Origin of the sequence: Pseudomonas sp. DR48, assembly GCF_019823085.1 — a bacterium.
GTDB lineage: Bacteria > Pseudomonadota > Gammaproteobacteria > Pseudomonadales > Pseudomonadaceae > Aquipseudomonas.
The window spans coordinates 4,535,145-4,560,566 of record NZ_CP081946.1; the positions used below are offsets into that span (position 1 = coordinate 4,535,145).

A 25,422-nucleotide genomic window follows, 5' to 3' on the forward strand; every position below is an offset into this window, starting at 1 on the left:
AGGGGCTCAGAGCGCGTAGTGGGTCAGCTCGCGGGCGATCAGCAGGCGCTGCACTTCGCTGGTGCCTTCGTAGATCTGGGTGATGCGCGCATCACGGTAGTAGCGCTCCACCGGGTAGTCCTCCAGATAGCCGTAGCCTCCGTGGATCTGCATCGCGCTGGAACACACGCGCTCAGCCATTTCCGAGGCGAACAGCTTGGCCTGCGACGCTTCTGACAGGCACGATTGACCGGCACTTTTCAGGCGTGCGGCATGCAGCACCAGCAGGCGGGTAGCGTTGAGCCGGGTGTGCATATCGGCGAGCAGGTTGGACACGCTCTGGTGTTCGATGATCGGCTTGCCGAACTGGATGCGTTCGCGGGCATACCCCAGCGCGGCCTCGAAGGCGGCGCGGGCGATGCCCAGGGCCTGGGCGGCAATGCCGATGCGACCGCCTTCGAGGTTGGACAGGGCAATGGCCAGGCCTTTGCCGCGTTCACCCAGCAGATGGTCCTCGGGAATGGTGCAGTTGCTCAGGGTCACCGCGCAGGTGTCGGACGCCTTGATCCCCATCTTGTGTTCGCTGCGATCGACCACGAATCCGGGATTGTCGGTCGGCACCAGGAAGGCCGACAGGCCCTTCTTGCCCAGCTCCGGATCAGTCACGGCGAAGACGATGGCCAGCTTGGCACGCTTGCCATTGCTGACGAATTGCTTGGCCCCGTTGAGCACCCACTGGCCGTCGCGCAGCTCGGCGCGGGTGCGCAGGTTATGGGCTTCGGTACCGGCCTGTGGTTCGGTCAGACAGAAGCAGCCGATGGCCTGGCCGCTGGCCAGAAGCGGCAACCAGCGGTCTTGCTGGGATGGGCTGCCATATTTCAGCAAGGGGCCACAGCCCACTGAGTTGTGGATGCTCATCAAGGCGCCGAGCGCACCGTCGCCGGCCGAGATTTCTTCCACGGCCAGGGCGTAGGCGACGTAGTCGGTGTAACTGCCGCCCCAGGTGTCCGGCACCACCATGCCCAGCAGGCCCAGTTCACCCATCTGCGCCACCACGGCGTCATCGATCCAGCCGGCTTTCTCCCAGGCCTGGGCGTGCGGGCCGACTTCGCTGCGGGCGAAGTCACGGGCCATGTCGCGGATCATGCGTTGTTCTTCGGTCAATTCGATATCGTGCATTGCGAGTCTCCTGCCGATCAGGCGGTGCGAAGGGGAGTGCCAGAGGCTGGGCGAAATTCTCTGAAGAAAGCCTGCACCCGCGCCGGTACCAGTTCCTCCAGGGTTGGCGGGTTCCAGCGTGGGGTCTTGTCCTTGTCGATGATCAGGGCGCGGACGCCCTCCATCAGGTCGCCCTTGTCGAACCACTGGTAGTCCAGGTGCAACTCCAGGGCAAAACAGTCGGCCAGGCTCAGGTATCGACCGCGACGCAACAGCTCCAGTGTCGTGGCCATTGCCAGCGGCGAGCGGCTATCGAGCAGCGCGACCGTCTGTTCGGCCCAGTCGCGCAACTCCGGACGCTGCTCGCGCTGCAGCGCATTGCGAATCGCCGGCACATCAGGCAAGGAGAAATACTCATCGATCACCTGGCGATAAGCCTTGAGTTCCGATCCCGCGATGCGCTCGGTGGCCAGGCCGGCGAGCAGGTCTTGCAAGTCTTCCTCGGGCGCACCGGTCCAGTTCAAATGATTCAGGGCGGCATCCAGTTCGACCAGTCGCTCGCTGGGCAGGCAGTAGTCGGCCAGGTTGGCATAGAGCGCATCGGCGGCACGGACCTGGCAGCCAGTGACCCCCAGATAGAGACCCAGCTCACCCGGAAGGCGCGGCAGGAAATAGCTGCCGCCGACATCGGGGAAAAAGCCGATGCCGACTTCCGGCATGCCCATCCGCGTGCGCTCGGTGATCACCCTCAGCGAGGCAGCCTGCGCCAGGCCCATGCCGCCGCCGAGGACGAAACCGTCCAGCAGCGCCAGCACCGGTTTGGAGTAGCCATGCAGGTACTCGTCAAGGGCGTACTCTTCCTCGAGGAACAGCTCGTGCAGGTTGTCCCCGGCCTTGTGACTGTCGTACAGCATGCGGATGTCGCCGCCAGCGCAGAAGGCTTTTTCCCCGGCGCCGCGAAGGGTCACGGCGACAATCTCCGGGTCCTGTTCCCACACCCACAAGTGCCGGCACAGCAGTGTCACCATGGGCAGGTCCAGAGTGTTCAGCGCGCCGGGTCGATTCAGCGTCAGGTGGCCGATGCGATTACGCACACTGGCCAGCACCGGGGCTTGCTGCTCGCTCATGCTTACGCTTCCCCACGGAACAGTTTGATGATCGCGGAGAAGTCCAGGCCGCCGTTACCTTGCAGGCTGAAGGTCTGATAGAGCTGCTGGGCGGCAGCACCGAGCACCACTGGCTGACGCGCATGTTTGGCGGCTTCGGTGGCGAGGCCGAGGTCCTTGAGCATCAGGTCGGTGCCGAAGCCGCCAGTGTAACCACGCGAGGCCGGGGCATTTTCCAGTACGCCCGGGAACGGATTGTTGATCTCCGAACTCCAGCAGCGACCGGTGGACGTGCCGATGACACCGGCCAGCACTTTGGCGTCCATGCCCAAAGCCACACCCAAGGCCATGGATTCGGCGACGCCGACCATGGAGATGCCGAGCAGCATATTGTTGGCGATCTTGGCCACCTGGCCGTTACCCGCGCCGCCACAGTGCACGATGTTCCTGCCCATGGCCGAGAGAACCGGCAGGGCCTGGTCGTACACACTGACCGGGCCGCCGACCATAAAGGTCAGGGTGCCTGCCGTCGCGCCGCCGGTGCCGCCGGAGACCGGTGCGTCGAGCATCAGGTTGCCTTGGGCCAGGGCGAATTTTGCGACTTCGCGGGCACTGATCGGGTCGATGGTCGAACTGTCGATCAACAGTACGCCTTGGCCGATGTTGGCCAGCAAGCCGTCCTTGCCGCGATAGACCTGCTTCACGTGGTCGGCGGTTGGCAGCATGGTGACGATCACCTCGACCCCGGCCTTGGCCACGGCGGCGGGCGAGTCAGCGGCGCTGGCGCCGGCCTCGACCAGGGCGGCGACCGCCTGCGGGAAAGGATCGAAGACGGTCAGGCTGTGGCCAGCCTTGAGCAGGTTGCGCGCCATTGGGCCGCCCATGTTACCCAGGCCGAGAAAACCGATATGCATGATGACTACCTTTTGCGAGTGGGGAGGCGCTGTTGCGCGTCGACCCGTTATGTCTGCGAATGCACCGTTCAACTCCGGCCGGCCGACGCTGGGCGCCGGCCGGCAGAGATCATTTCAGGGTGATGGTGGTGTTCACCGAGCCGCCGGTGTCGTCCTCGTCGAACCAGCGCTGGGTGACCGTTTTGGTCTGGGTGTAGAAGGTCACCACTTGCTTGCCGTAAGGGCCCAGGTCACCGAGCTTGGAAGCGCGCGAACCGGAGAAGGAGAACAGCGGAACCGGTACCGGGATCGGTACGTTGATACCCACTTGGCCGACATCGATTTCTTCCTGGAAATGACGGGCCGCAGCGCCGGAGCGGGTGAACAGGGCGGTGCCGTTGCCATTCGGGTTGGCGTTGATGATCTCGATGGCCTCGCTCAGGCTTTCGGCATGCATGACGCACAGCACCGGGCCAAAGATCTCTTCGCGGTACACGGACATTTTTGCGGTGACGTTGGAGAAGATCGTCGGGCCGACGAAGTTGCCGTCCTGGTAACCCGGCACGCTTGGGTTGCGGCCATCCAGTACGAGCGTGGCGCCTTCTTCGATGCCGCTGGCGATCAGGCTGTTGACGCGATCCAGCGCCGCGCAGGAGATCACCGGGCCGATGTCGGTGCCCGGTTCGGTGCCGCCATTGATCTTGAGGGTTTTGGTCCGCTCGATCAGGTCCGGCAGCCAGGTCTGCGCTTCACCCACCAGGATCACCACCGGCAGGGCCATGCAGCGTTGGCCGGCGGCGCCGAACGAAGCGCCCAGCAGGTTGTTCAATGTCTGCTGCTTGTTGGCATCAGGCAGGACGATGGCGTGGTTCTTCGCGCCCATCATGCACTGAGCGCGTTTGCCGTTCTGGGTGGCGCGGTTGTAGACATGGGTGCCGACCTTGGTCGAACCGACGAAGGACACGGCTTTGATGTCCGGGTGATCGCAAATCAGGTTCACCGCGTCGACGCCGCCGTGAATGACGTTGAGCACGCCCTTGGGTACACCGGCCTCCAGCGCCAGTTCAACCAGGCGCATGGTTACCAGCGGATCTTGCTCGGATGGCTTGAGGATGAAGGTGTTGCCGGTGGCGATGGCCATCGGGAACATCCACAACGGGATCATCGCCGGGAAGTTGAACGGGGTGATGCCGGCGCACACGCCCAGCGGCTGCATCAAGGTATAGGTGTCGACGCCATTGGCGACGTTGTTGGCCAGCTCACCCATTTGCAGGTTACCGATGGAGGCCGCGTGCTCGACCACTTCCAGGCCGCGGAACACATCACCTTCGGCATCCGGCAGGGTCTTGCCCTGTTCGGCGGTGAGCAGGGCGGCCAGTTCCTTGATGTTCTCGCGGATCAGCTGCTGGTACTTGAAGAAGATCCGCGAGCGGGCGCCAATCGGCGTCTTGCGCCAGGTCTTGAAGGCTTCCTTGGCACTGGCCACGGCGGCGTCCATTTCCTCGGCGGTAGCGAAGGGCACGCGAGCCAGGACTTCCTGAGTGGCCGGGTTGACCACGTCGCGCCACTGGGTGCTGCGTGACTCGACGAATTCGCCGTTGATGAGAAGCTTGACGCTAGGAATGCTGGAGGAGGTCATTTTCGGGTCCTGTCTACTTTCTTTGAGTCGAGAGAGGCCCCTCGGCCTGTTTGGCCGAGCGGTCGCGTGTGAATTCAGAAGGGCCGGCGAACCGGCCCGGGTTCAGCCCTTGAGCTGAGGGAAGTCTTCTTCGAAGTGCTCTTGCGGGCCGCGCGTATCACTCTGCCGGCGCTGCACTTCCATCTGCCGCAGTTCAACCCGGCGGATCTTTCCGGAGATGGTCTTGGGCAGTTCGCTGACGAACTCGATGCGGCGCACCCGCTTGTAAGGCGCCAGGTGCTCGCGGGCGAAGGCGAGGATGCTGCTGGCCAGTTCGGCGCTCCCGGGTTCGTCGTGAGCCAGGATCAAAAACGCCTTGGGCACGGCCAGGCGCAGCGGGTCCGGGCTTGGCACCACGGCCACTTCCATCACGGCCGGATGCTCGATCAGTGCGCTTTCCAGCTCGAAGGGGCTGATGCGGTAATCGGAGGCTTTGAACACATCGTCGGCGCGGCCGACGAACGTGATATAGCCATCCTCGTCGATCTGCGCGGTATCGCCGGTGCGGTAGAAGCCGTCGCGCATCACTTCGGCGGTTTTTTCCGGGCTGTCCTCGTAGCACAGCATCAGGCCAAGCGGACGCACGTCCAGTGGCAGGGCCACTTCACCTTCGTTACCCGGCACTCCGTCGGGGTCAAGCATGGTCACTTGGTAGCCCGGCAGTGGGCGGCCCATGGAGCCGGGTTTGAGCAACTGGCCGGGCGTGTTGCCGACCAGCGCGGTAGTTTCCGACTGGCCAAAACCGTCACGCAACGGCAAGTCCCAGGCATGCAGGATCTGCTCGATGATCTCCGGGTTCAGCGGTTCACCGGCGCCCACCAGTTCGCGCAGGTTCAAGCGCTCCTTGTAACTGGCCAGGTCCTCCTGGATCAGCATGCGCCATACGGTGGGCGGGGCGCACAGGCTGGTGACACCGTAGCGCTCCAGTGCGCCAAGCAGGGCCGGGGCGCTGAAACGCGCGACATTGTGGATGAAGATGCAGGCGCCGGCGTTCCACGGTGCGAAGAGGCAGCTCCACGCATGCTTGGCCCAGCCCGGTGACGAGATGTTCAAATGCAGGTCGCCCGGCTGCAGGCCGATCCAGTACATGGTCGACAGGTGGCCGACCGGGTAGCTCTGGTGGCTGTGCAGCACCATCTTCGGTTTGGAGGTGGTGCCGGAGGTGAAGTACAGCAGCATCGGGTCAGTGGCATAGGTGCGACCCTCGGCTTCGAACTGCTCGGAGTATTCGCTGGCGGCGCTGTGCGGGATCCAGTCGGCGGGGCCCGGACCGACGCAGATGCGGCTGCAGCCTTCACCCAGGCCGACGAACTTGTCGACATGGGCGCCGCCGACCACGAGGTGACGAACCTGGCCGCGCTCGATGCGGTCGCTCAGGTCATCCGGGGTCAACAGGGCGGTGGCGGGAATGACCACGGCGCCGATCTTGAACGCGGCCAGCATGGTTTCCCACAGGGCGACGTCGTTGCCGAGCATCAGCAGGATGCGTTCGCCACGGCGCACGCCAAGCGCGCGCAAGTGGTTGGCCACCTGATTGGAGCGCCGGGCAAGTTGCTCGAAGCTGTAGCGCTGTTCGCTGCCGTCTTCTTCGACGATCCACAGGGCGTTGGCCTGGTTGCCTTCGGCCATCGCATCGAAGTAATCCAGCGCCCAGTTGAACTCGTTCAGCTGCGGCCAGCGGAAGTCCCGCGTGGCAGTGGCGTAATCGGTACGGTGGGCCAGCAGGAAGTCTCGAGCGGCGAGGAAGGGTTGGCAGTTGCTGTTCATTAAAGTCTCCATCGATCGCGGGGGCGATCGGCGCGGTATCGGGTACGGGAGGTTCAGGCGGCGAGGGTGGCTTCGCTGCGGGGAGCAACGCGTACGGGGCGCGTGCAGGTACCAGAGAGCGGGGAGACGGCGGCAAGCAGGGATGTTTTCACGGTGTATGCCCTTGTTTGTTTTTGTTGGGTCTGGCCCGGTTCATGACCAAGCGCTTGAGCCCAGTATATGCATGCAAAAATCAATAAAAAATGCTCATAAAAACCGGTGCGTTGTGCAAAAAAATCATAGGGGTGGCGCGTTGGATGAGGGCCACTCGCACCGTCAGGTGATGCGAGCGGCCCCGGCTTTACAGGGGGGTTACCAGAGCGGCAGGGTGTAGCTGAGGATCAGGCGGTATTCATCAAGGTCGCTGCCGAAATTGGTCGAGCGCACTGTCGCATTGCGCCACTTCAGCCCGACATTTTTCAGCGGCCCGCTTTGCACGACATAGCCAATGTCGGTATCCCGTTCCCATTCCTTGCCTTCCGGGCGGTTGCCGCCCAGATCGATGTTGTCGCCCGTGAGGTAGCGCGTCATGAAGGTCAGGCCGGGTACGCCAATGGCTGCAAAGTTGTAGTCGTAGCGTGCCTGCCAGGACTTTTCGTCCTTGCTGGCGAAGTCGCCGATCTGCACGAAGTTCACCAGGAAGGCATCGGTACCGTTGATGTAGGCGTAGCCGGTGTCGCCGCTCATGCCTTGATAACCCAGGCCGAACGCGTGGCCGCCGAGGCTGTAGGTGAACATCGCACCGATGGCGTTGTTATCGACATTGCTGCCACCGTCGTCCGTGGACCGGGCATAACGCAGGTCGGTCTTCAACGACTGGCCCGTGGTCACCGGCAATACGTAGGTCAGGTTGACCAGGTGCTGGCTGTAGAAGTTGTCGAGGTGTCCGTAGCTGTAGCCGGTGGCGAGGTTGCTGGTCCATTTGTAGTTCAGGCTGGCGAAATCGAAGCTGTCGCTGTCCAGGTGACGGGTGATGATGCCTTTGGCGCCCGTGCGGGTGATGCCCATGTCCTCGTAATCCGAGGAGTCGCGCTGATTGACCTGCGTCAGTCGTCCGGCATCCACCGTCAGGCCTTCAAGTTCCAGCGACGTCAACTGACCGCCCTTGAAGGTTTGTGGCAGCAGACGTGAATCGTTGGCCAGCACGGTCGGTAGCTTGGGCAGCAACGTGCCGAGTTTCAGCGTGCTTTTTGACGCTCGCACTTTAGCGGTCAGGCCCAGTTCGCCGTACTCGTCCTGCGCGCCTTTACTCGTGTCGCGATGGCGTTTGAGCAGGCCGGAACCAGCGCGATCGGGGCTGGAGTCGAGCTTGACGCCGACCAGTCCGATGGCATCGAAACCGACACCGATCAAACCGTCGGTGAAGCCCGATTCATAGCGCAACAGGAAACCCTGGGCCCATTCCTCTTGTTTCGATTGAGGGGCGTTGCTCTGCCGATAATCCCGGTTGAAGTAGAAGTTGCGCAGCTCCAGGCTGGCCTTGCTGTCTGCGAGGAAGTCCGCATGGGCTTGGGTGGCCAGGCTGGTGCCTGCCAGGAACAGTGTGAAAAGGCTGGGTTTCATCGCTTGTCTCTTGTTGTTATGAGTAAGTGTTTTTACGAGCAAGCCGATCCCGCACTGACTGGAGCCAGTGGAGGGAAGGCTTGTTGAGCGTGCCCAGCGCGGGGCGGCGCTGGGCGGGAGTAAAAAAGCGCGGTGCTAAGGGGCGAACTCGCGCTCGGGGCACAGACCCCGTGAAGCTGGAGCGCTAGTGACTGCTGGCCATGGCAGCGCCCAGGCCGGTCTGGGCGCGGACGAACTGATCGGCATAAGCCGCGCGCTCTCGGTTGGCGCGCTCGCTGCGGTCCAGCTTGGACGCGACGACGATGACCAGGAAAGCCAAAGGCATGGAGAACAGCGCCGGCTGGTCGTAAGGGAAAATCGCATGGGTATGGCCCAATACGCCGACCCACACCGATGGCGAGCCGACGACCAGGCCCAGGGCGCTGATAAGTCCGGTCAGGCCGCCGTAAACGGCGCCTCGGGTGGTCAGGCCATCCCAGTACATGGCCATGATCAGCACCGGGAAATTTGCAGAGGCGGCTATGCCGAACGTCAGGCCGACCAGGAACGCGATGTTCTGGCCTTCGAACAGAATGCCGAGGGAAATCGCGACAATGCCCAGGCAGACAGTGGCGATGCGCGACACGCACATTTCCTGTTTCTCGTCGGCCTTGCCCTTTTTCAGCACCGAAGCATAAAGGTCGTGAGAAATAGCCGAGGCGCCGGCCAGTGCCAGCCCGGACACCACGGCAAGGATGGTGGCGAAGGCCACGGCGGAGAGGAATCCGAGAAACAGGTTGCCACCCACCGCTTTAGCCAGGTGCATGGCCACCATGTTGCCGCCGCCGATCATGGCGCCGCCGACCTTGCCGTCGACAAAGAACTGCGGGTCTGTGCCGACGATGACGATGGCGGTGTAGCCCAGGATGCAAACCACCAGGAAGAAAAACCCGATAAACACCGTGGCGAACAGCACCGATTTACGCGCCTCCTTGGCATTGGGAACGGTGAAGAAACGCATCAGGATGTGCGGCAGGCCGGCGATGCCAAAGACCAGTCCGAGGGATAGGGATACGGCGTTGATCGGGTCGGCCAGCAAGGTGCCCGGGCCCATGATCTGCACACCGCTGGCGTGCACCGCCACCGCTTGGGCAGCCAGTGTCTCGAAGCTGAAGCCGAAGCGACTCAGGGCCATCAGCATCAGGGTTGTGCCGCCGCCCAGCAGCAGAACCGCCTTGGTGATCTGCACCCAGGTGGTGGCGAGCATGCCGCCGAAGATCACATAGACCAGCATCAGCAGACCGACCACCACCACCGCCGTGCGGTAGTCGAGGCCGAACAGCAGTTTGATCAACTGGCCGGCACCGACCATTTGCACCACCAGGTAACAACACACCACCGTCAGCGAGCCGAGGGCGGCGAAGCTGCGCACGCGGGTTTGATCCAGGCGCAAGGAGACGATGTCGGCGAAGGTGTAGCGGCCCAGGTTGCGCAGGCGCTCAGCCATCAGGAAGGTGACGATGGGCCAGCCGACGAAGAAGCCGATGATGTAGATGAAGCCGTCATAGCCCTTGGTGAACACCAGGCTCGAAAGGCCGAGCAACGTGGCCGCCGACATGTAGTCACCGGCGATTGCCAGGCCATTCTGAAAACCGGTGATACCGCCACCGGCGCTGTAGAAATCGGCAGCGGAGCGCGTGCGGCGTGACGCCCACCAGGTGATCAGCAACGTCGCGAGGACGAAGACGAAGAACATGCCGATGGCGTGCACGTTGAGCGGTTGCTTCTCTGCGGTGAGGGTGTCGGCATTGGCCAGCAGAGGGCAAAGGGCGAGCAGGGCGGTCAGGCGTTTCATGCGCGAGTCTCCTGGAGGATCTGCGCGCTGAGCGCGTCGAAGCGGGTGTTGGCGGTGTGCACATACCAAGCGGTCAACAGCCACGACAGCAGGATAATCGTCGCGCCGATCGGCATGCCGAGGCTCAGATGACTGCCGTCATACAGTGGTAAACGCAACCAGGCAGGGGCGAAGGCCACGACCATGATGTAGCTGTAATAGACGGTCAGGACCGCGCCACTCAGCGACCAGGCCAACAGTGCGCGCTGGCGAGTGAGGCGCTGGAACTTGGGATTGGCCCTGACCTGGTCGCAAGTCAGGGCGTGGTTCGGATGGTCGGTCGTCATGGTGAGGCTCCGCTTTTAATTGTTTTTGTTTGTCGGCCTTTTTAGGGGCGTACGGGTACCCGAGCGACGACCCGAAAAGGGACGCCACCTGAATGCTGGTGCTGGAGTCATTGCCGCCTGGGTGATCCTGCGCAGGCGGGAAAAAAGTGGATGGCCCAAGGGTGGCGCCGGAGCTCTGCTGGCTGTCGCGCGGACCCTCGGCGAGCTGTGATTTTGTTGGCGTGCAGCCACGTGTCTACGGCATGCAAACCGTTGTTGAACCGTGCACTTATCCCGTCAGCCCGGATTATTTTCGGGGGCTTTTCTGGCTTGAAAACGATGCTGGTCAAGCTGGGTTGAATGCGAGTATATGTTGGCAAATTTCCAATATGTATGGGCAGAAAAGCCTGATGAATATGCAAAAACGCACATCGCAAACTCACCTGAATTGGGACGACATGCGCTTCTTTCTCGAAGTCGCCCGTGCCCGCACCGCCAGCGGTGCCGCCCGCCGCCTGGGAGTGGATTACACGACCGTATCGCGGCGCATCCGAGCCCTCGAACAAAGTCTGGGGGCCTTGTTGTTCGAGAAATCGCGGTCCTCGGGTTTTGTCCTGACGGTGGATGGGCAGCGCCTGGTCGGCCATGCCGAATCTCTGGAAAGCACGTTGCTCGCAGCCTGCGAGCAGGTGTCTGGAACCACCGGAGGGCTCGCTGGGCACCTGCGCATCGGCTGTACCGAAGCCTTCGGTTCCTGCTTCGTCACTGCGCAAATGAGCCACTTCATCACTCACTACCCGCATATCTCCGTGGACATCCTGCCGGTCCCGCACTTCGTCAACCTGTCACGGCGCGAAGCGGACATTGCCATCACTCTGGAGCGGCCCGAGCGCGGTCCGTATGTGTGCTCGCGGCTGTGCGACTACCGCCTGCGTTTGTACGCGACGCCGCAATACCTGGCCGATCATCCGCCGATTGCCAATCGTGAGAATTTGGCCGGTCACCCGTTCGTGACCTATGTCGAGGACCTGGCCTTCAGCTTCAAACTGCTCTACCTGAACGACCTGCTGCCCGGCGCGCACAGCCGCTTGCGCAGCACCAGCGTCGTCTCCCAGTACCACGCGGCGCTCGAAGGGCGGGCGCTGGCGATCCTGCCCTGTTTCCTCGCAGGTCCCGACCCGCGCCTGTGCGAAGTGCTGCCGGATCAGGTGGAGGTCACTCGCCAGTTCTGGATGTATTACAGCGAGGACCTGCGCAAGCTCAAGCGGATCACCTTGGTGGCCGATTACCTGCGCGCTTGCGCGGAGCTCAATCAACCGCTGCTGATGGGCGAGTCGAAGGTGATGGCTTACCTGCCGACGCCCTGAGCTTGCGCTCTGTTCCGGCCCGGAAACGCATTAACCCGACCCTAAAAAAATAAAAACAGGTGTCCCCATGCTTCTCGATCATGCGTTGTTAATCGATGTCAGCGGCCAGCCGATACGCCAGCACCACAAAAGTTTTTCAACCGAATGGGATGAGATCCGCGACTGGTCGGATCGGGTTTACATGCCCTATCGCGTGACCCCCACAGGGCGCGTCATCAAGCCCCGCGCCACCATGCATTCATCGAGGATTGGCGAGTTGACCCTGACGCGTTTTGCCTATGGCGTGGCGGTGAGCGTCGATGAGTTTTCGCCGCAAGCCGGCAATGCGCTGCTGCTCACGACCATCCGCGGCAATGCCCGGCACTGGGGGCAGCGTTCGGTCACTGAAGACACGGCAGTGGGTCAATCCTTCATTGCCGATTGCAGTCGTGTCGATTACCGGATCGACCTCGACGCGGATCATCTTCAGCTGAATCTGACCATTCCTCATGGGGTTCTTGAGCAGATGGCACAGCAGTGGTTCGGCTTCGTGCCCGACGATCAGTTCTGGCGACACAAGTGCGTCATCGGCGGCGTGGGTTCGAGCTGGCTGAGTTTGCTGGAGTACACGGTCCGTTGTGTGGCCGAGGCTCCCGAACACGTGGCCGAGGGGCGTATGGGCGCGCACCTGGAGCAAAATCTTTGCGTTCATTTGCTGCATGAGTGGGCGAGTCGAGCGGCGCAAGCAGGGCTTGATTTCAGTAGCCCGATGAACCGCATCGCACCCCGTTATGTCAGGGCAGCCGAAGAGTTCATGAGTGCCAATGCCGCGAGCCTGCCGACGATGGCGGAGGTGGCCAGTGCAGTCGGGACCAGTGTGCGGGCCTTGAGTGGAGCCTTCTCGCGTTTTCGCGGAATCACGCCCGGAGCTTTTTTGCGCGAGCAGCGATTGCAGGGGGCGCACCGCGATTTACTGGCGACGGATCCGGAATCCGGCACCACCGTTTCGGCCATCGCCTTTCGATGGGGTTATCTCAACCTGGGTGAGTTTGCGGGGAGCTATCGCAAGCGTTTCAGCGAGTTGCCCTCACAGACCTTGCGGCGCCGACTGCGCTAGTGATTTGACCCGGGACAAGGGCACCGAGAGTGGCGCGTAATCCACTCCCGGTGCTCAGGTTTCCAGCTATTTGCTGCGGGTCAGAACACCCACAACAGCCGAAGGTTCACCCGCTGGTTTTCCTTGAAACCGTTGTCGACCGAGACGTCCTGGCCGTAATTGACCAAGGCCTGGAAGGTAGGGGTTATCCAGTACGATCCCCCGACACGGTACTTGCTGGTGTTGGGTTCATCGTGCTGATCCTGACCGTCCAGGCGCGTTTCACCGCCCCACAGTTGCGACGCACCGACGTGCACCGACAGCTTGGGTGTCACGGCGTACCGCAGGTAAGTCTGTGCCTGCCATTGCGGCTTTTGACGCAATGTCAGACCTTGACTGGTGTAGTCGTCATTTTTGCCATAAACGGTCACATCGGCGGTCAGGTCCAGGGACAGCTTTTCAGTGAGACCGGTCACATAGCCCGTCTGCACGATCATCCTCCAACGGTTTTCCCCCAGGTTGAGCGGATCGTTTCGGTCATAGTTGCCGGTCGGCGCGATGAGGTAGGGCGCAATGCCCCAGTAACGGTTTTTCGCCGGATCATTCACCAGCCACAAGGTGGAGGCCAGAATCAGATCACCCACGCCATTGGCTTGTCCCAACGAGTCGTTATCGCGCGTTCCTTCCAGTCGACCGAATGGCAACAGGAACTGCGTATTGATGGTGTAGTCGCCCAGTTGCTGGTAATTCGCGACGCGCACGATGCCGACATCCGAGTCGAGCCCCGCTTTGACTGCCACTTTGTGACCATCGCTGTAAAGCTCTCGGCGCTGCGCATGTTGCAGGTAAAGCAGGCCGATGTTGCTGCCGGGGGGCAGCGCAGCAGCGTATTCGCCGGCGTCGACATCAATGGCCTGGGCATTGCCCGCCAGAGTGGCGAGGACGAGGCCGGCACCGATCGTTGACGTGTCAAACCCGCCGGCCATGAATCGAGCGCGCGCAGGGGTACGTGTGGAGATCTACATGAGTCACCTGTTTTGTTCTTGTTGTTTTCAGAGAGGGGACGGTGTTCTTGCACCATCGCCTGGAGCCCGGGCGGGCTCTCATGCGACTTGAATCGGGTCAGCTACTGACGGTGGGTCAGATAGCGGTAGGCGGACGTTTCGAAATCCAGATAAGCGCTGGACGAAACAGGGTCTGCGAAGGGCAATATCTGGGTGGCCCAAAAACCACCGATGCCGTTCTTGCGGTCGATCCAATAGTAAAGATTGGCCAGGCCTGCCCACGCCAAAGAGCCGGCAGGGCGACCGGTGGGGGCGTCGTGATCGTTGACCATGAAACTCAACGCCCAAGACTTGGGCATGCCCGGGAAAAACTCCGCGGTGTTGGAGATGCTCGGAATTACACCGGGAAGGGCTTTGATCTTCAGGTTTTCAAGACCGTTTTTTTCAGCGTAACGAACCGTCTCGGGCTTGAGGATCCGTCCGTGATCACCCTGTCCGTCGTTAAGCCAGGCACGGATAAACAGGCAATAATTCTTCACCGTCGAAAACAGGCCATGGCCGCCCATGTGCACCTCGGGTTCCTGCGGGAGGATGGAGTCTTCGATTGCCGTCAGCGATCCATTCTCTTCGCGCTGGTGCATGCCGGCCCGTCGCTCGAGCATCGACGGGGTCAGGGTAAAGCCGGTATCGGTCATGCCCAGAGGTTCGAAAATCCGCTCGCGCATGACCTCACCCAGACGCTTGCCGGTGATGGCCTCCACCACAAGCCCGGCCCAATCCATGTTGGAACCGTATTCCCACTGTTCGCCAGGCTCAAACAGCAAAGGTGTTTTCAGCGCGGCCAGCGACCCGCTGATGACGCTCGGCTGGCCATGTTCCTGAACCAGCCTGTTGTAGTTTTCGTTGAAAAATTCATAACCGAAGCCGGCCGTGTGAAGCAGCAGCATTCGGGTGGTGATGTGTTTTTTGGGGGCGCGAAGTCGTGGCGTGCCGTCGGCATCAAACCCGTCGAGCACCTGCAGTTCGCCGATCATCGGCACATAGTCTTTGGCAGGCGCGTCGAGATCGAGTCGGCCTTCTTCGACCAACTGAAGCACTGCCGTGGCGGTTATCGCTTTGGTCGTGGAGAACATGGCGAACACAGTGTCGGTCGTCATTGCGCCTGGTTGACCGGACATGCGTAGCCCTGAGGCTCCCTCGTAGAGCAAACCGTCGCGCCCGGTGATGGCGGCGACTACGCCTGGGACGCGGTGCTGTCCAGCCGTGACCAGTTCGAGCAAGTGGTTGGTTGATGATGTGAAACCCGGATTCATTATTTTTATTCTCCTGAAACCCGACCCATAGTCCGCTCGGCTGGGGGCTATGGCAGGGCAGTGGTTAGACTGACTGGGCCGACGTCCAGGGATGAGCGTCGGGCCAAGGGGAGAGTAAGAAAATAAAATCCGTGGGTTTGTCGGTTGCCGGCAGAGGGTGTCGGCGACAGGCACTTATTTAAGTGCCGCGCAGCTCAGAGGGTTTCGAGCGTTGCAAGATTCAAAAGCGTGAAGTACCCAACCCCCGGCTTCCAGCCTGCGGTGTCGATATGAATCACGTTGCCCAGTCGGATGGGTTGCTGCAGCGGCGTGTGCCCAACGATCAACGCACGCAGGCCTTCAACGCCATGACTTTCCAGCAGATCGATACGGCTTCGCGACCACATCATGCGGTTCTGCACCTGCCTCAGGCGCTGTGCGGATTCGGGATATTGCAGTTCCTCGCGCAGCTGTTCCCATGAAGGGAAAGGGCAGTCGGCGTGCACTATGCCGATCAGGCCTTGTGCTGTTTCGACTTCGATCGCAATCGGCAGCCCGGCAAATTTCGCCGCGAACTGTTCGCGCTCCGCCTGCGACAGCTTCGTAAACCATAAGCCGCCGTTGAAGATCCAGCTGTCGACGTCGCACGTATCGAAATGAACCACGTAGTCATCATGGTTTCCACACACGGGGTGGAACCATGGCTTGTCCAGCCAATCGAGTGCATCCAGGCACTCGGGGCCGCGGTCGATCAGATCGCCCACACTGAACAAGCGATCGACCAGCGGGTTGAACCGGGCCGCCTCCAGCGCTGCCTGCAATCGGGTGAAATGGCCGTGAATGTCGCCGACGGCGATGTCCCGGCCGGCTGTGTTGGCGGCGAAGCGCTTTACGCGCGGCACCTCTGGCAATTCGTGCATGGAATACCCCGTGCGCCGCTCACCGGCGCGATGGTAGTCCATTGAGTTTAGGCCGCGTCGGCGCGAATCGCGGTAGAGCGCATCGGTTATTCGCGGGAGCGGTCACCGGACGGTGGCGCCGCTCCTCGACGAACAGGCGCTATCAGAGCGAAAAGCCGCTGGCTTGTCCGAGACTGTTCTCCTGCACTGACGCAATCAGGTGCAGTGGAACGTGCGGGTCTTCATTGATTGACGGGATTTCAACGCTGCCCACGATGTGAAGTGGTCGCTCACTCAGTCGGGTCGACTCTTGTGCCTTTGCCATAGCCATTCTCGCGTGGTTCGCTGCGATTTCATTGAGAGTTGACACGTTACATCTCCGGTGACTGACCAAGCGTATCGCTGGCGTCCTTAAGCATAGGTTGGGTTTTACCGCCGCGTCAGAAAGACGTCGTTGCGGGGCTGGCATGACCGGCCATTGCAATCCGTGAGCCAGACAGGAGGGTGCGCAAGGCGTCAGATTTTTGTTACCGACGAGTGGTATCGCCAACAACCGCCGCCCTGAACTTGACCGCGTGCCTTGAGCCAACTAGACCTTATAACCAAGTCTCGCGCAGGCAGTGGGCGGCCGTTCCCAGTCGCTTCATGCAGGGAAAGTGGACAGGTCTGCTGTCCTGCATTCTGATATCACTGCAACATTGCTGGCATGGCTTACGAGTGAATCTTGATCCGTCATTGGTTCTGGAGATCAGTCATGCCCACCGTCGAACCCGTCTCGAATCTTCCTCAACCGGATAAACCCCAACCTTTGCGCGAAAGCGCGGCGCTCGCACTGTCCGGCGGGGGGTATCGGGCGATGTTGTTCCATACCGGCACTCTTTGGCGGCTGGGGCAACTGGGTTTTTTTCAGGATAAGCCGCTCGAGCGATTCGGCTCCAATGGCAGCGAAAGTGTCGGCAAGCTGGAGCGCATTTCGAGTGTTTCCGGCGGCTCGATCATCTCCGCGAAACTGGCGCTGGAGTTCAGCGCGCTGGAAAACCTGAGCGCTGTCGAATTCGACGGGGCTTTTGCAGAATTGGTGGTCGGTCCGATACGCCGTCTGGCCGCAGTAACGCTTGCGGGCATGTCGGCCAAGGGCGTTTTTCAAGTCATCAAGGACATCGCGCTGCCTGGCGAGGTCAACGCGCATGTGGCCAAAGCGCTCGATGATGCGCTGTATAACGGTAAGAAACTGCAGGATTTACCCGACCGCGTGCGCTTTATCTTCAACGCCTCAAACCTGCAGTCAGGGGCGGTCTGGCGATTTTCAAAACCATACATGGGTGACTGGAAGGTGGGCAGGGTCATGAATCCTGCGCTTTCGATCGCCCGGGCCGTCGGGGCGTCTGCGGCGTTTCCGCCGATCCTCGCGCCAGCCACGCTGGAGTTCAAGGACAGCGATTTTGCGCCTGACGACGGCACGCAGTTTCTGCGTCATCCGCCCTACACCACATCGGTCGCCCTCGCCGACGGCGGCGTCTACGATAACCTCGGGTTGGAGACTTGCTACAAATCCTTCAAGACACTGTTCGTCAGTAACGCCGGCAAGCCTTTTGCCGAGCAGCCCGACGTGTCCGTTAATTGGGTGTCCATCGGCAGTCGCTGCCTCGACGTGATGGACAACCAGGTGCTGAGTCTTAGAAAACGTCTGCTTATCCAGGCCTTCGAAGCCCGTGAGCGCTACGGCGCCTTTTGGGATATCAAACAGGACATCGCCGTTCACGCACTGGCCGATTGCCTGCCTTGCCCGCTTGAGAGCACGCGCCAGCTGGCCCTGGTGCCGACTGATCTGGCGACCAAGGACACGCAAACCCAGAAACGCCTGATCAACTGGGGTTATGCGGTAGCCGATGCGGCCGTCCGGGCGCATTTCAATGGGCAATTGCCGCCGCCGATTGGATTTCCCTATCCCGAGAGCGCTTTGTGAAACGTCATTTTCAGGCCGATATCGAATGACCGCGCTAACGCAATAATCAGCCTCTGGCGTACGTGTTTCAAACGTTGGTCAGACAAGGAGATCTGGAATGGACACGTCCGACTACTCTCCACCGGCCATGCGCAAACTGCGGGTGTATGCCTTCGATCCGCAAGCCTCGACTCAAATGGAAACGGTGCAGATAAACCACGCCACCATCGAATTACCCTGGGAGCAACGATGGGAGCCCGACATCTTGCCGGGACCGGTGAACGAGTACCTGGAAGTCATTGATGTCGACCCTACCAGCGGCCAGTTCTATAAACCGGTGGACTTGAACGATCCACATTTGTTGGCCCAGGACGGCCTCGCGCCTTCCGAGGGCGATCCGCGTTTCCATCAGCAGATGGTCTTTGCCGTCGCGATGAAGACCATCAAATTGTTTGAGCGGGCGCTGGGACGCAAGATGTTCTGGTCATCCAGAGCGGTCGAAGATGCCGTGACAAAGCGAACGACGTCTTACAGCTATGTCCGAAGGTTACGCATCTATCCCCACGCGCTACGCGAAGCCAACGCCTATTACAGCCCGGCGAAAAAGGCATTGTTGTTCGGTTACTTCAAGGCCTCGATGACCAACGCCGGGGTGAACTTGCCGGGTGGCTGGATCTTTACCGCGCTGTCCCACGATATCGTCGCGCATGAAACGACCCATGCGATTCTCGATGGCTTGCACCGTCGTTACATCGAGTCGACCAACGTGGATAGCCTGGCGTTTCATGAAGCCTTCGCCGACATCGTGGCGCTGTTGATGCATTTCACCTTGCCCGAAGTGGTCTCCAGTCAGCTGGCGGCACGTCGTGGCAACTTGAGCGAGCGTTCCTGGCTGAGCGGCCTGGCTCGGCAATTCGGCGAGGCGTCGGGACGTTATGCGGCCTTGCGCGACGCCATCGACGAAAAAGGCCAGGACGGCTTGCCAGACCCGACACGCTTGGCGCAGTTGAGCGAGCCGCATGAGCGCGGTGCGATTCTGGTTGCCGCTGTTTTCGACGCCTTTATCACTATCTACGAGCAACGCACGGAGGATCTATTTCGACTGGCCGGGCATGACAAGACGTCGACCGCCAACCTGTCGACGGAACTGATTGCACGCCTGACCCGCGAAGCCGTGAAGTCTGCCGATCATGTCCTGCGCTTGTGCATCCGCGCACTGGACTACCTGCCACCGGTGGATGTGCACTTTGGTGAATTTCTGCGGGCGATCGTCACCGCCGATAACGACTTGGTGCCGGATGACCCGATGCACTATCGCCTCGCCGTCATTCAGGCGTTTCGACGGCGCGGCATTTTCCCGGACAAGTGTTTATCACTGGCACCGGACAGCCTGCTCTGGGAATCAGTGAAGGGTGTGCAGTCAGAAGACCTGGCACTGACGGCCAATGACTTGCTCGACTTCCATGCCGCCGCAAAACCGAAACGCGGCTGGGCCGGCGGCGCGCTTGATCTCACGCCGCAATACGTGCGGGAGAAAGCCTTTCTTCAGGCAGAGCACAATCGCCAAGTGGTGTGGAACTGGCTCATGGCAGAGTCGGCACATGATGCGCAGTGGGAGAAGGTGCTGGGGATTTACTTCATGGCCCATCCCGGCGAATCAAGGAAGCAAGGGGCGTTGTTCATCGGCGCGGACGGGGTTCAGCCGGCGGTGGAAGTGCACTCGGTCCGCACGTGTCGCAGGGCGGGTCCGGACGGGCAGGACCTGCGGCAACTGGTGGTCGAAATTGCCCAGCGCCGTCGCGGCTACTTCGATGCCGAGGAGCAACTCAAGGAAGACTTGAAGCCGGTGCGCGAAAGAGGTCACCGCCCCTATGACTTCACCTTCCGCGGCGGGGCGACGCTGATTATCGACCTGCGCGATGGCACGCTGCGGTACGTCATCCGCAAGCGCATCGATGACGATGAGCGTCTGGACGCGCAGCGACGCTTCCTCCAGGCCGGCAGTGATGGCCTGGCCATGACCTACCGGCGTCCGCGCCCGGACGATAACGCTTTCGCCATGACCCACCGTGGAGTCTGACGCCATGACGGATTCCGGTCTAAACGACAAGGTGACGATCCGCATGTACCGGGGAATTCTGGGTGACTGCTTTTTGCTGCGCTACACGGAAGCCGGGGTGACGCGCCATCTGTTGATCGACTGTGGTGTGCTGCAAGGGGAGAAGGACGGCAAGGAGCGAATGGCGCGCATTGTCGATGATGTTCACCAGACCTCCGGTGGCGTGCTGGACCTGGTGGTGGTGACCCACGAGCACCATGATCACCTGTCTGGTTTTCTCTATGAACAGGCACGTTTTTTGGGTGACGATTTTCACATCGGTGAACTCTGGCTGGCCTGGACCGAGGACCTCAACGATCCACAGGCTGTCGCGCTGCATGCCCGTTTCAACAAGGCCAAGGTGGCATTGGCCGGCGTCGTCGGCCTCTGTGACAGTGTCAGCGCATTGAATGAAGATGCGCGGATTAAAACGGTACAGGGTCTGTCTGCCTTTATCGAACCGCTTGCCGACCCGGCCAGCAAGGACAAGCGCACGACAATCGAAAAGCTCAAGGACAAGGTGGGCTCGAAGGCGACCCGGTATCTGGAGCCCGGTGACGTGGTGCAACCGGCCGCTCTCCAGACGCTCAAGGCATACGTCATGGGACCGCCGCGCTCTGAAGAGCGCCTGCGCAAGAACCTGCCCAGCAGCGGTGCGGGGAAAGAGGTCTACATGACCAGCCTGGACGACGCGATGGCGCTGGAGGAGCGAACACTGCGGCTCAAAGGCGTGGCTGCGCTCGATGTCGATACGCCGTTCGCCCGTCCTTATCAGCGCACGGCTCTGGACGCGCAAAAAGGGACTTACCCCCATCGCGCAACCGATGACAAAGCCGACAGCGTCGAACAGCGCTATTTCAGCCACGAAAACCAATGGCGCTGTATTGAAGACGAATGGCTGGACGGCGCGGAAACCCTTGCCCTGAAGATGGATTCGGACACCAACAACACGAGTCTGGTCCTGGCGTTCGAATTGCCTGACGGGCAAATCCTGCTGTTTCCCGGAGATGCCCAGGTGGGCAACTGGTTGTCCTGGGGAGACCAGACGTATCCCAAGGAGAGCGCGCCGGGAGAATCCGCGCCACTGACCCGAGACGAGATTCTCGCCCGGGTCACGCTCTATAAGGTCGGTCACCATTGCAGCCATAACGCCACCGCTCGTGCGGCGGGACTGGAAAAAATGCACGACCCCCGGCTGGTGGCGATGATCCCGGTGGCCGCGGATGTTGCCAAAGGCAAAGACTGGAAAATGCCCTATCCGGATCTGTTGAGTGCGTTGCAAGAACGTACCCGACAGCGGGTCGTTAGCGGCGATGGGACGCCCGCGAACGAAATCAAGGCTTTCAACGATTCACCCACAGACCCCGATCACCCGGTCAGCCTGAGTTATGGCGCCGATGATTTGTGGGTGGAGGTTTCGATCCCGTATTGAGTCGGTTTCAGTGCGACTGCGCAAAATACACAGCGCTGTTTAGAACGATTATTTCCTTCAGTTATTTATATAGGCTTGGGTCGCATATCCATAACCGGACAAAACACGCTCCGACTGATCGGGTGTCTGTCACAACAGCCGAATCGTCGTGGCGATAGACGTTGGTGATCTGCCTGTCCCCGTTAACGATGCTTGAGCATTCATTCCAGCTGCTTGGCTGCCATCTTGTTGCGCTTGGGCCAATGCATAGAATTCGTCCATCAGCTTCGTCCACCTATTCAATCCTTCGGGGAACAACACCATGATGAACGCCATGCAGATGCAAATGCCGATGAACGCCAACATGCCGATGATGCCAATGATGGGCATGCCGATGATGATGGCGACCATGAGTTGCGAAATGATGGACGATGCCATGATGTGCAAAATGATGCCGGCCGCCGGCATGGACATGGCGATGTTCAAGAACAGCGCTGAAATGATGCAGATGATGATGAACTGCGGCATGCCGATGATGATGCACTGCGGCAACATGAGCATGATGTGCATGTCCCCGGCGAGCATGGCCATGCCGATGATGAACATGATGATGCCTATGCCGATGATGGGCATGCCGATGCCATCGATGAAGTGCGTGATGGAATGCACCCTGATGGACGACTGCATGATGTGCAAAATCATGCCGATGGCCGGCATGAACATGGACATGATGAAAAACTGCTGCAACCTGATGATGAAAATGATGAACGACTGCAGCATGCCGATGATGATGAGCTGCAATGGCATGCCACTGATGTGCTGCACCTGCTGATCCTTCGCAGCACAAAAAAAGCCCCCGCGGCCATCAGGCCACGGGGGCTTTTTCATTCATTCTCGTAAATCACCAGGATCCAATGTGGGAGCGAGCCTGCTCGCGATAGCGGCTTAAAATTCAACATATTCGTTGACTGACACACCGCCATCGCGAGCAGGCTCGCTCCCACAGGGGCATGTGATTCAGTCCAGGCGCTCCGGGTAAGTCACCACCAGATACGCCACCGCTTCACTGTCGGCAGGGTTGCGATAGCGGTGGGGCTGGTCCGCATAGAACAGAATCGAGTCGCCGGTGGAGAGCAGATAGCGCTCGTCGTTGACGCTGATTTCCAGCACGCCTTGAGACACCACCAGGTTCTCCTGAACGCCGGGCCCGTGCCCCTCGGAGACGTCCTCGCCCAACGGGCTCAAGCGCAGTTCGTAAAACTCCGATTGGCGTGCGACATCGAACGGAAACAGCGCACGACTGATGAACGCGCCGCTGGCACTGACCAGGCGTTTGCTTTGACTGGCCGACAGCACCGCCACCCCTTCAAAGGCCCGATGTTCCAGAAACGCGGCCACCGATACCTTTAAGCCTTTGGCGATTTTGCACAGCACTTTGATCGACGGAACGCTGCGCCCGGATTCGATCTGCGCGAGCATCGCCCGGCTCACGCCGCACTGGCGGGCCAGGGCATCGAGGGACAGATGACGCTTGCCGCGCAGACGTTGCAGATTCTGCGCGACCCGCTGGCAGATCGGGTCTTCTTCCAGTTGCTCGAGGCTGTTCAAATCCAGCACGGGTTCGTCGGCGCTCGCCAGAAAGCGCGAGGGTCCATTGGCGTTCACGCTTGACGTGTCTCGGTCGATTGGCATGCCTGAACCCATGGAAAAGCCTGTAGTCCGGCATTGCGTGCGTACATGTCCCACATGGCCCGTGCCCGTTGCTGAGCCTGTTTGCGTTTACGGTAGCTGGCGAAGTCGATGATGTTGTCAGTCGGATTCATGGGGCACTTCACTGTGGTGATCAATGACGGGATGAGCTGAGAGTACGCGGATATTTTTATAACGATAAATACTGATTTTGTATTTGTTAATTCATTTATGTTCTTAAGAGAGCGGCAATTGGGCGCAAGTGTTGGTGGAGCAACAGGGATTCGGCAGGCTGTGCTCAGGCAATACAGGGAAGGGGAGCAGTCGTAGTTCTTAACTTATTGATAAATATGTATTTTGTTGTCTGGCACGGAGGCTGCAATGGCTGTTTGCAGACCGCCCTCCAAAGGACAACCCCATGACCCAGACACTGCCCCAGGCCTTGTTGCTACAAGCCCGGACCCGAGGTACGAAGACAGCCTTGCGTTACAAGCGCCTGGGTATCTGGCAGGCCCGCAGCTGGAGCGAAGTGGCGACTGATGTGAGCCGTCTCGCGGCTGCGTTGCAGCAACTAGGGTTCAGTCTCGGCGATGACTTACTGATTATCAGCCAGGCTCGGGCCGAGGCTCTGCTACTGGCGTTGGCCGCGCAGTGGTTGGGGGGGAGCGTCACACTGCTGGACCCTGAGCTCGACAATCGACCGCTGTTGGTCAGGCTCAAACCCGCCTTTGTATTGGCCGAAGCCCTGGATTCAGTGCAGCAAATACGCGATATCGATCAGCCGCCCCGTGTCTTGTTGTACCTGGACGGGCGCGGCCTGAATGCCGCCGACGATCACGGGTTGAGCGCCTATGCCGAATTGTTCACGGGGATAACCGCTGATGCCCCGGCGCCCGTCGCTGAGCCGGCGGCCACAGCTTTCGTTTTCCATTGTGCTTCAGAAGGTTCGTCCCGACCGTTGAGTCATGGGCAGTTGCTCGAAGGTGCGCGCAAGTTAGTGGCGCGGGAGAACCTGAGCGCTGGCGAAGAGGCGCTGGCGGCCCGTGTGTTTGCTGCCAGCGGTCAGGCGCGTTACCTGCTGGCGCCATGGCTGAGTGCCGGGTTCTGCCTGAACTTCCCTGAAGCCTTGGCGACACGCGACACCGACCGCCGCGAGCTTGGTCCCACTCTCGTATTGGGGACCCGCGAATCCTATGCCCGCCTTGAACACTGGGCCCGAGAACGCCTGCCGTTGCCAGGCACCTTGAGCCATCGTTTGTACCGCTGGGCGATGGCGCCGGATGCACAACTTTTTCGTCGCTGGATCGGTTACTGGCTGATCCGCCGGCCCTTGCTCGATGTGCTGGGCATGAGCCGTCTGCGCGTGCCTTTGTTGGTCGGGCCCGCGCTGAGCCAAGAGAGTGCCGCGTTCTTCGGCGCCTTGGGCATCCACCCCGGCAGTTGGCAGGAGCCATCGGTCCTGCGCGAACCCGCCCAGGCGCCTGCCCACCTGATTTCCCACTCCGTCTGACGAGCCCCCATGAGCGCAAACACTGAATCCGTCCTGCTGCGGCTCGATGACATCTCCCTGTCGTTCAAGGGCGTCAAGGCCATCACTTCCATCAGCTTCGCCGTAAAGACCGGGGAAATCTGCGCGCTGATCGGCCCCAACGGCGCCGGCAAAAGCTCGCTGCTGAATGTCATCAATGGCGTCTACCAGGCCCAGAGCGGCAGTGTCAGTTACGCCGGGCAGACGCGGCGACGCATGCGCCCGCACCAGGCCGCCGAGCGCGGCATTGCCCGCACGTTTCAAAACATCGCGCTGTTCAAGGGCATGAGCGTGCTCGACAACGTGCTCACTGGCCGCAACCTCAAGCGCCGCAGCAGTTGGGTCGAGCAGATGCTGCGCCTGGGGCGCGCGCCTCGGGAGGACGATGAGCAGCGCCGCCACGCCGAAGCAATCATTGAATTCCTGCGCATCCACCCCTGGCGCCATGTGCTGGTGGGCAAGCTGCCTTATGGATTGCAAAAGCGTGTCGAACTGGCCCGGGCCTTGGCCGCAGAGCCGACGTTGTTGCTGCTGGACGAGCCCATGGCCGGAATGAACGCTGAAGAAAAGACCGAGATGACCCAGTTCATCCGCGACATCAACCGTGAGTTCGGCACCACCGTCGTGCTGATCGAACATGACATCGGCGTGGTGATGGGGTTATGCGACCACGTGGTGGTGCTCGATTACGGCCGCAAAATCGGCGATGGCACCCCCGAACAGGTTCGCGCCAACCCGGAGGTGATCGCGGCTTACCTGGGGACGCGACGTTCCCGCGCGGAGGCCCGCTGA

The 25,422-nt window shown here is 60.8% G+C and carries 22 protein-coding genes; 8 read left to right on the plus strand and 14 right to left on the minus strand.

Going from position 1 to position 25,422, the window contains the following annotated elements; translation table 11 throughout:
• Positions 1 to 6: 6 nt before the first annotated feature.
• The 8 genes from K5K95_RS20600 to K5K95_RS20635 all read right to left on the minus strand — a co-directional run bounded on the left by K5K95_RS20600 (position 7) and on the right by K5K95_RS20635 (position 10,343).
• Entirely contained in the window at positions 7 to 1,158 is a 1,152-nt protein-coding gene (locus K5K95_RS20600; protein ID WP_222585833.1) for an acyl-CoA dehydrogenase family protein, read from the minus strand.
• 17 nt (positions 1,159 to 1,175) lie between these two features.
• A complete protein-coding gene (locus tag K5K95_RS20605) occupies positions 1,176 to 2,264 on the minus strand; it encodes an enoyl-CoA hydratase/isomerase family protein (RefSeq protein WP_222585834.1) in 1,089 nt (362 codons plus the stop codon).
• 2 nt (positions 2,265 to 2,266) lie between these two features.
• Positions 2,267 to 3,157, minus strand: a complete 891-nt coding sequence (gene mmsB, locus K5K95_RS20610) for a 3-hydroxyisobutyrate dehydrogenase (RefSeq protein ID WP_222585835.1) — start codon at positions 3,155 to 3,157, stop codon at positions 2,267 to 2,269.
• Positions 3,158 to 3,266: 109 nt separating this feature from the next.
• Complete coding sequence (locus tag K5K95_RS20615) at positions 3,267 to 4,775, minus strand: CoA-acylating methylmalonate-semialdehyde dehydrogenase (RefSeq protein ID WP_222585836.1); 1,509 nt, start codon at positions 4,773 to 4,775, stop codon at positions 3,267 to 3,269.
• Between the two features lie 102 nt (positions 4,776 to 4,877).
• Positions 4,878 to 6,581, minus strand: a complete 1,704-nt coding sequence (locus K5K95_RS20620) for an AMP-binding protein (protein ID WP_222585837.1) — start codon at positions 6,579 to 6,581, stop codon at positions 4,878 to 4,880.
• Between the two features lie 351 nt (positions 6,582 to 6,932).
• On the minus strand, positions 6,933 to 8,183 hold the full coding sequence (locus tag K5K95_RS20625) for an OprD family porin (protein ID WP_222585838.1): 1,251 nt from the start codon (positions 8,181 to 8,183) through the stop codon (positions 6,933 to 6,935).
• Between the two features lie 184 nt (positions 8,184 to 8,367).
• Positions 8,368 to 10,017 (minus strand): cation acetate symporter, encoded by a 1,650-nt coding sequence (locus tag K5K95_RS20630; protein WP_222585839.1) that lies wholly within the window; start codon positions 10,015 to 10,017, stop codon positions 8,368 to 8,370.
• Entirely contained in the window at positions 10,014 to 10,343 is a 330-nt protein-coding gene (locus K5K95_RS20635) for a DUF485 domain-containing protein (RefSeq protein ID WP_222585840.1), read from the minus strand. The genes K5K95_RS20630 and K5K95_RS20635 overlap by 4 nt, the downstream gene beginning before the upstream one ends.
• A gap of 395 nt (positions 10,344 to 10,738) precedes the next feature.
• On the opposite strand from K5K95_RS20635, the gene K5K95_RS20640 reads away from it, so the two are divergent.
• A complete protein-coding gene (locus K5K95_RS20640; protein WP_222590383.1) occupies positions 10,739 to 11,689 on the plus strand; it encodes a LysR family transcriptional regulator in 951 nt (316 codons plus the stop codon).
• A 67-nt stretch (positions 11,690 to 11,756) separates the two neighbouring features.
• Positions 11,757 to 12,785: an AraC family transcriptional regulator gene (locus K5K95_RS20645; RefSeq protein ID WP_222585841.1), complete on the plus strand. Its 1,029-nt coding sequence runs from the start codon at positions 11,757 to 11,759 to the stop codon at positions 12,783 to 12,785.
• 80 nt (positions 12,786 to 12,865) lie between these two features.
• Here K5K95_RS20645 and K5K95_RS20650 read toward each other — a convergent pair whose 3' ends face one another.
• The 4 genes from K5K95_RS20650 to K5K95_RS33195 all read right to left on the minus strand — a co-directional run bounded on the left by K5K95_RS20650 (position 12,866) and on the right by K5K95_RS33195 (position 16,329).
• Positions 12,866 to 13,750 carry a transporter gene (locus tag K5K95_RS20650; protein ID WP_222585842.1) on the minus strand — a complete coding sequence of 295 codons (885 nt, stop codon included), beginning with the start codon at positions 13,748 to 13,750 and terminating at the stop codon, positions 12,866 to 12,868.
• A 140-nt stretch (positions 13,751 to 13,890) separates the two neighbouring features.
• Positions 13,891 to 15,081, minus strand: a complete 1,191-nt coding sequence (locus K5K95_RS20655; protein WP_222585843.1) for a serine hydrolase domain-containing protein — start codon at positions 15,079 to 15,081, stop codon at positions 13,891 to 13,893.
• A gap of 194 nt (positions 15,082 to 15,275) precedes the next feature.
• A complete protein-coding gene (locus K5K95_RS20660) occupies positions 15,276 to 15,980 on the minus strand; it encodes a metallophosphoesterase (RefSeq protein WP_222585844.1) in 705 nt (234 codons plus the stop codon).
• Positions 15,981 to 16,122: 142 nt separating this feature from the next.
• On the minus strand, positions 16,123 to 16,329 hold the full coding sequence (locus K5K95_RS33195) for a hypothetical protein (protein WP_261398025.1): 207 nt from the start codon (positions 16,327 to 16,329) through the stop codon (positions 16,123 to 16,125).
• Between the two features lie 384 nt (positions 16,330 to 16,713).
• Between K5K95_RS33195 and K5K95_RS20665 the strand changes: the two genes are divergently transcribed.
• From K5K95_RS20665 to K5K95_RS33200, 4 genes are all read left to right on the plus strand, one after another.
• Positions 16,714 to 17,925 (plus strand): patatin-like phospholipase family protein, encoded by a 1,212-nt coding sequence (locus K5K95_RS20665; protein ID WP_222585845.1) that lies wholly within the window; start codon positions 16,714 to 16,716, stop codon positions 17,923 to 17,925.
• A 97-nt stretch (positions 17,926 to 18,022) separates the two neighbouring features.
• Entirely contained in the window at positions 18,023 to 19,984 is a 1,962-nt protein-coding gene (locus K5K95_RS20670) for a hypothetical protein (protein ID WP_222585846.1), read from the plus strand.
• A gap of 4 nt (positions 19,985 to 19,988) precedes the next feature.
• Complete coding sequence (locus K5K95_RS20675; protein WP_222585847.1) at positions 19,989 to 21,434, plus strand: hypothetical protein; 1,446 nt, start codon at positions 19,989 to 19,991, stop codon at positions 21,432 to 21,434.
• A 301-nt stretch (positions 21,435 to 21,735) separates the two neighbouring features.
• Positions 21,736 to 22,245: a hypothetical protein gene (locus tag K5K95_RS33200; RefSeq protein WP_261398026.1), complete on the plus strand. Its 510-nt coding sequence runs from the start codon at positions 21,736 to 21,738 to the stop codon at positions 22,243 to 22,245.
• Between the two features lie 185 nt (positions 22,246 to 22,430).
• On the opposite strand, the gene K5K95_RS20685 is transcribed toward K5K95_RS33200, so the two are convergent.
• Positions 22,431 to 23,078, minus strand: coding sequence for a helix-turn-helix domain-containing protein (locus K5K95_RS20685; RefSeq protein WP_261398027.1), 648 nt, complete (start codon positions 23,076 to 23,078; stop codon positions 22,431 to 22,433).
• A complete protein-coding gene (locus K5K95_RS20690; protein WP_222585848.1) occupies positions 23,075 to 23,236 on the minus strand; it encodes a hypothetical protein in 162 nt (53 codons plus the stop codon). Before K5K95_RS20690 ends, K5K95_RS20685 begins: the two co-directional genes overlap by 4 nt.
• Before the next feature lie 284 nt (positions 23,237 to 23,520).
• Between K5K95_RS20690 and K5K95_RS20695 the strand changes: the two genes are divergently transcribed.
• The gene (locus K5K95_RS20695) at positions 23,521 to 24,612 is read left to right on the plus strand and encodes an AMP-binding protein (RefSeq protein ID WP_222585849.1); all 1,092 of its coding nucleotides are present in this window, start codon (positions 23,521 to 23,523) and stop codon (positions 24,610 to 24,612) included.
• 9 nt (positions 24,613 to 24,621) lie between these two features.
• The gene (locus K5K95_RS20700; RefSeq protein ID WP_222585850.1) at positions 24,622 to 25,422 is read left to right on the plus strand and encodes an ABC transporter ATP-binding protein; all 801 of its coding nucleotides are present in this window, start codon (positions 24,622 to 24,624) and stop codon (positions 25,420 to 25,422) included.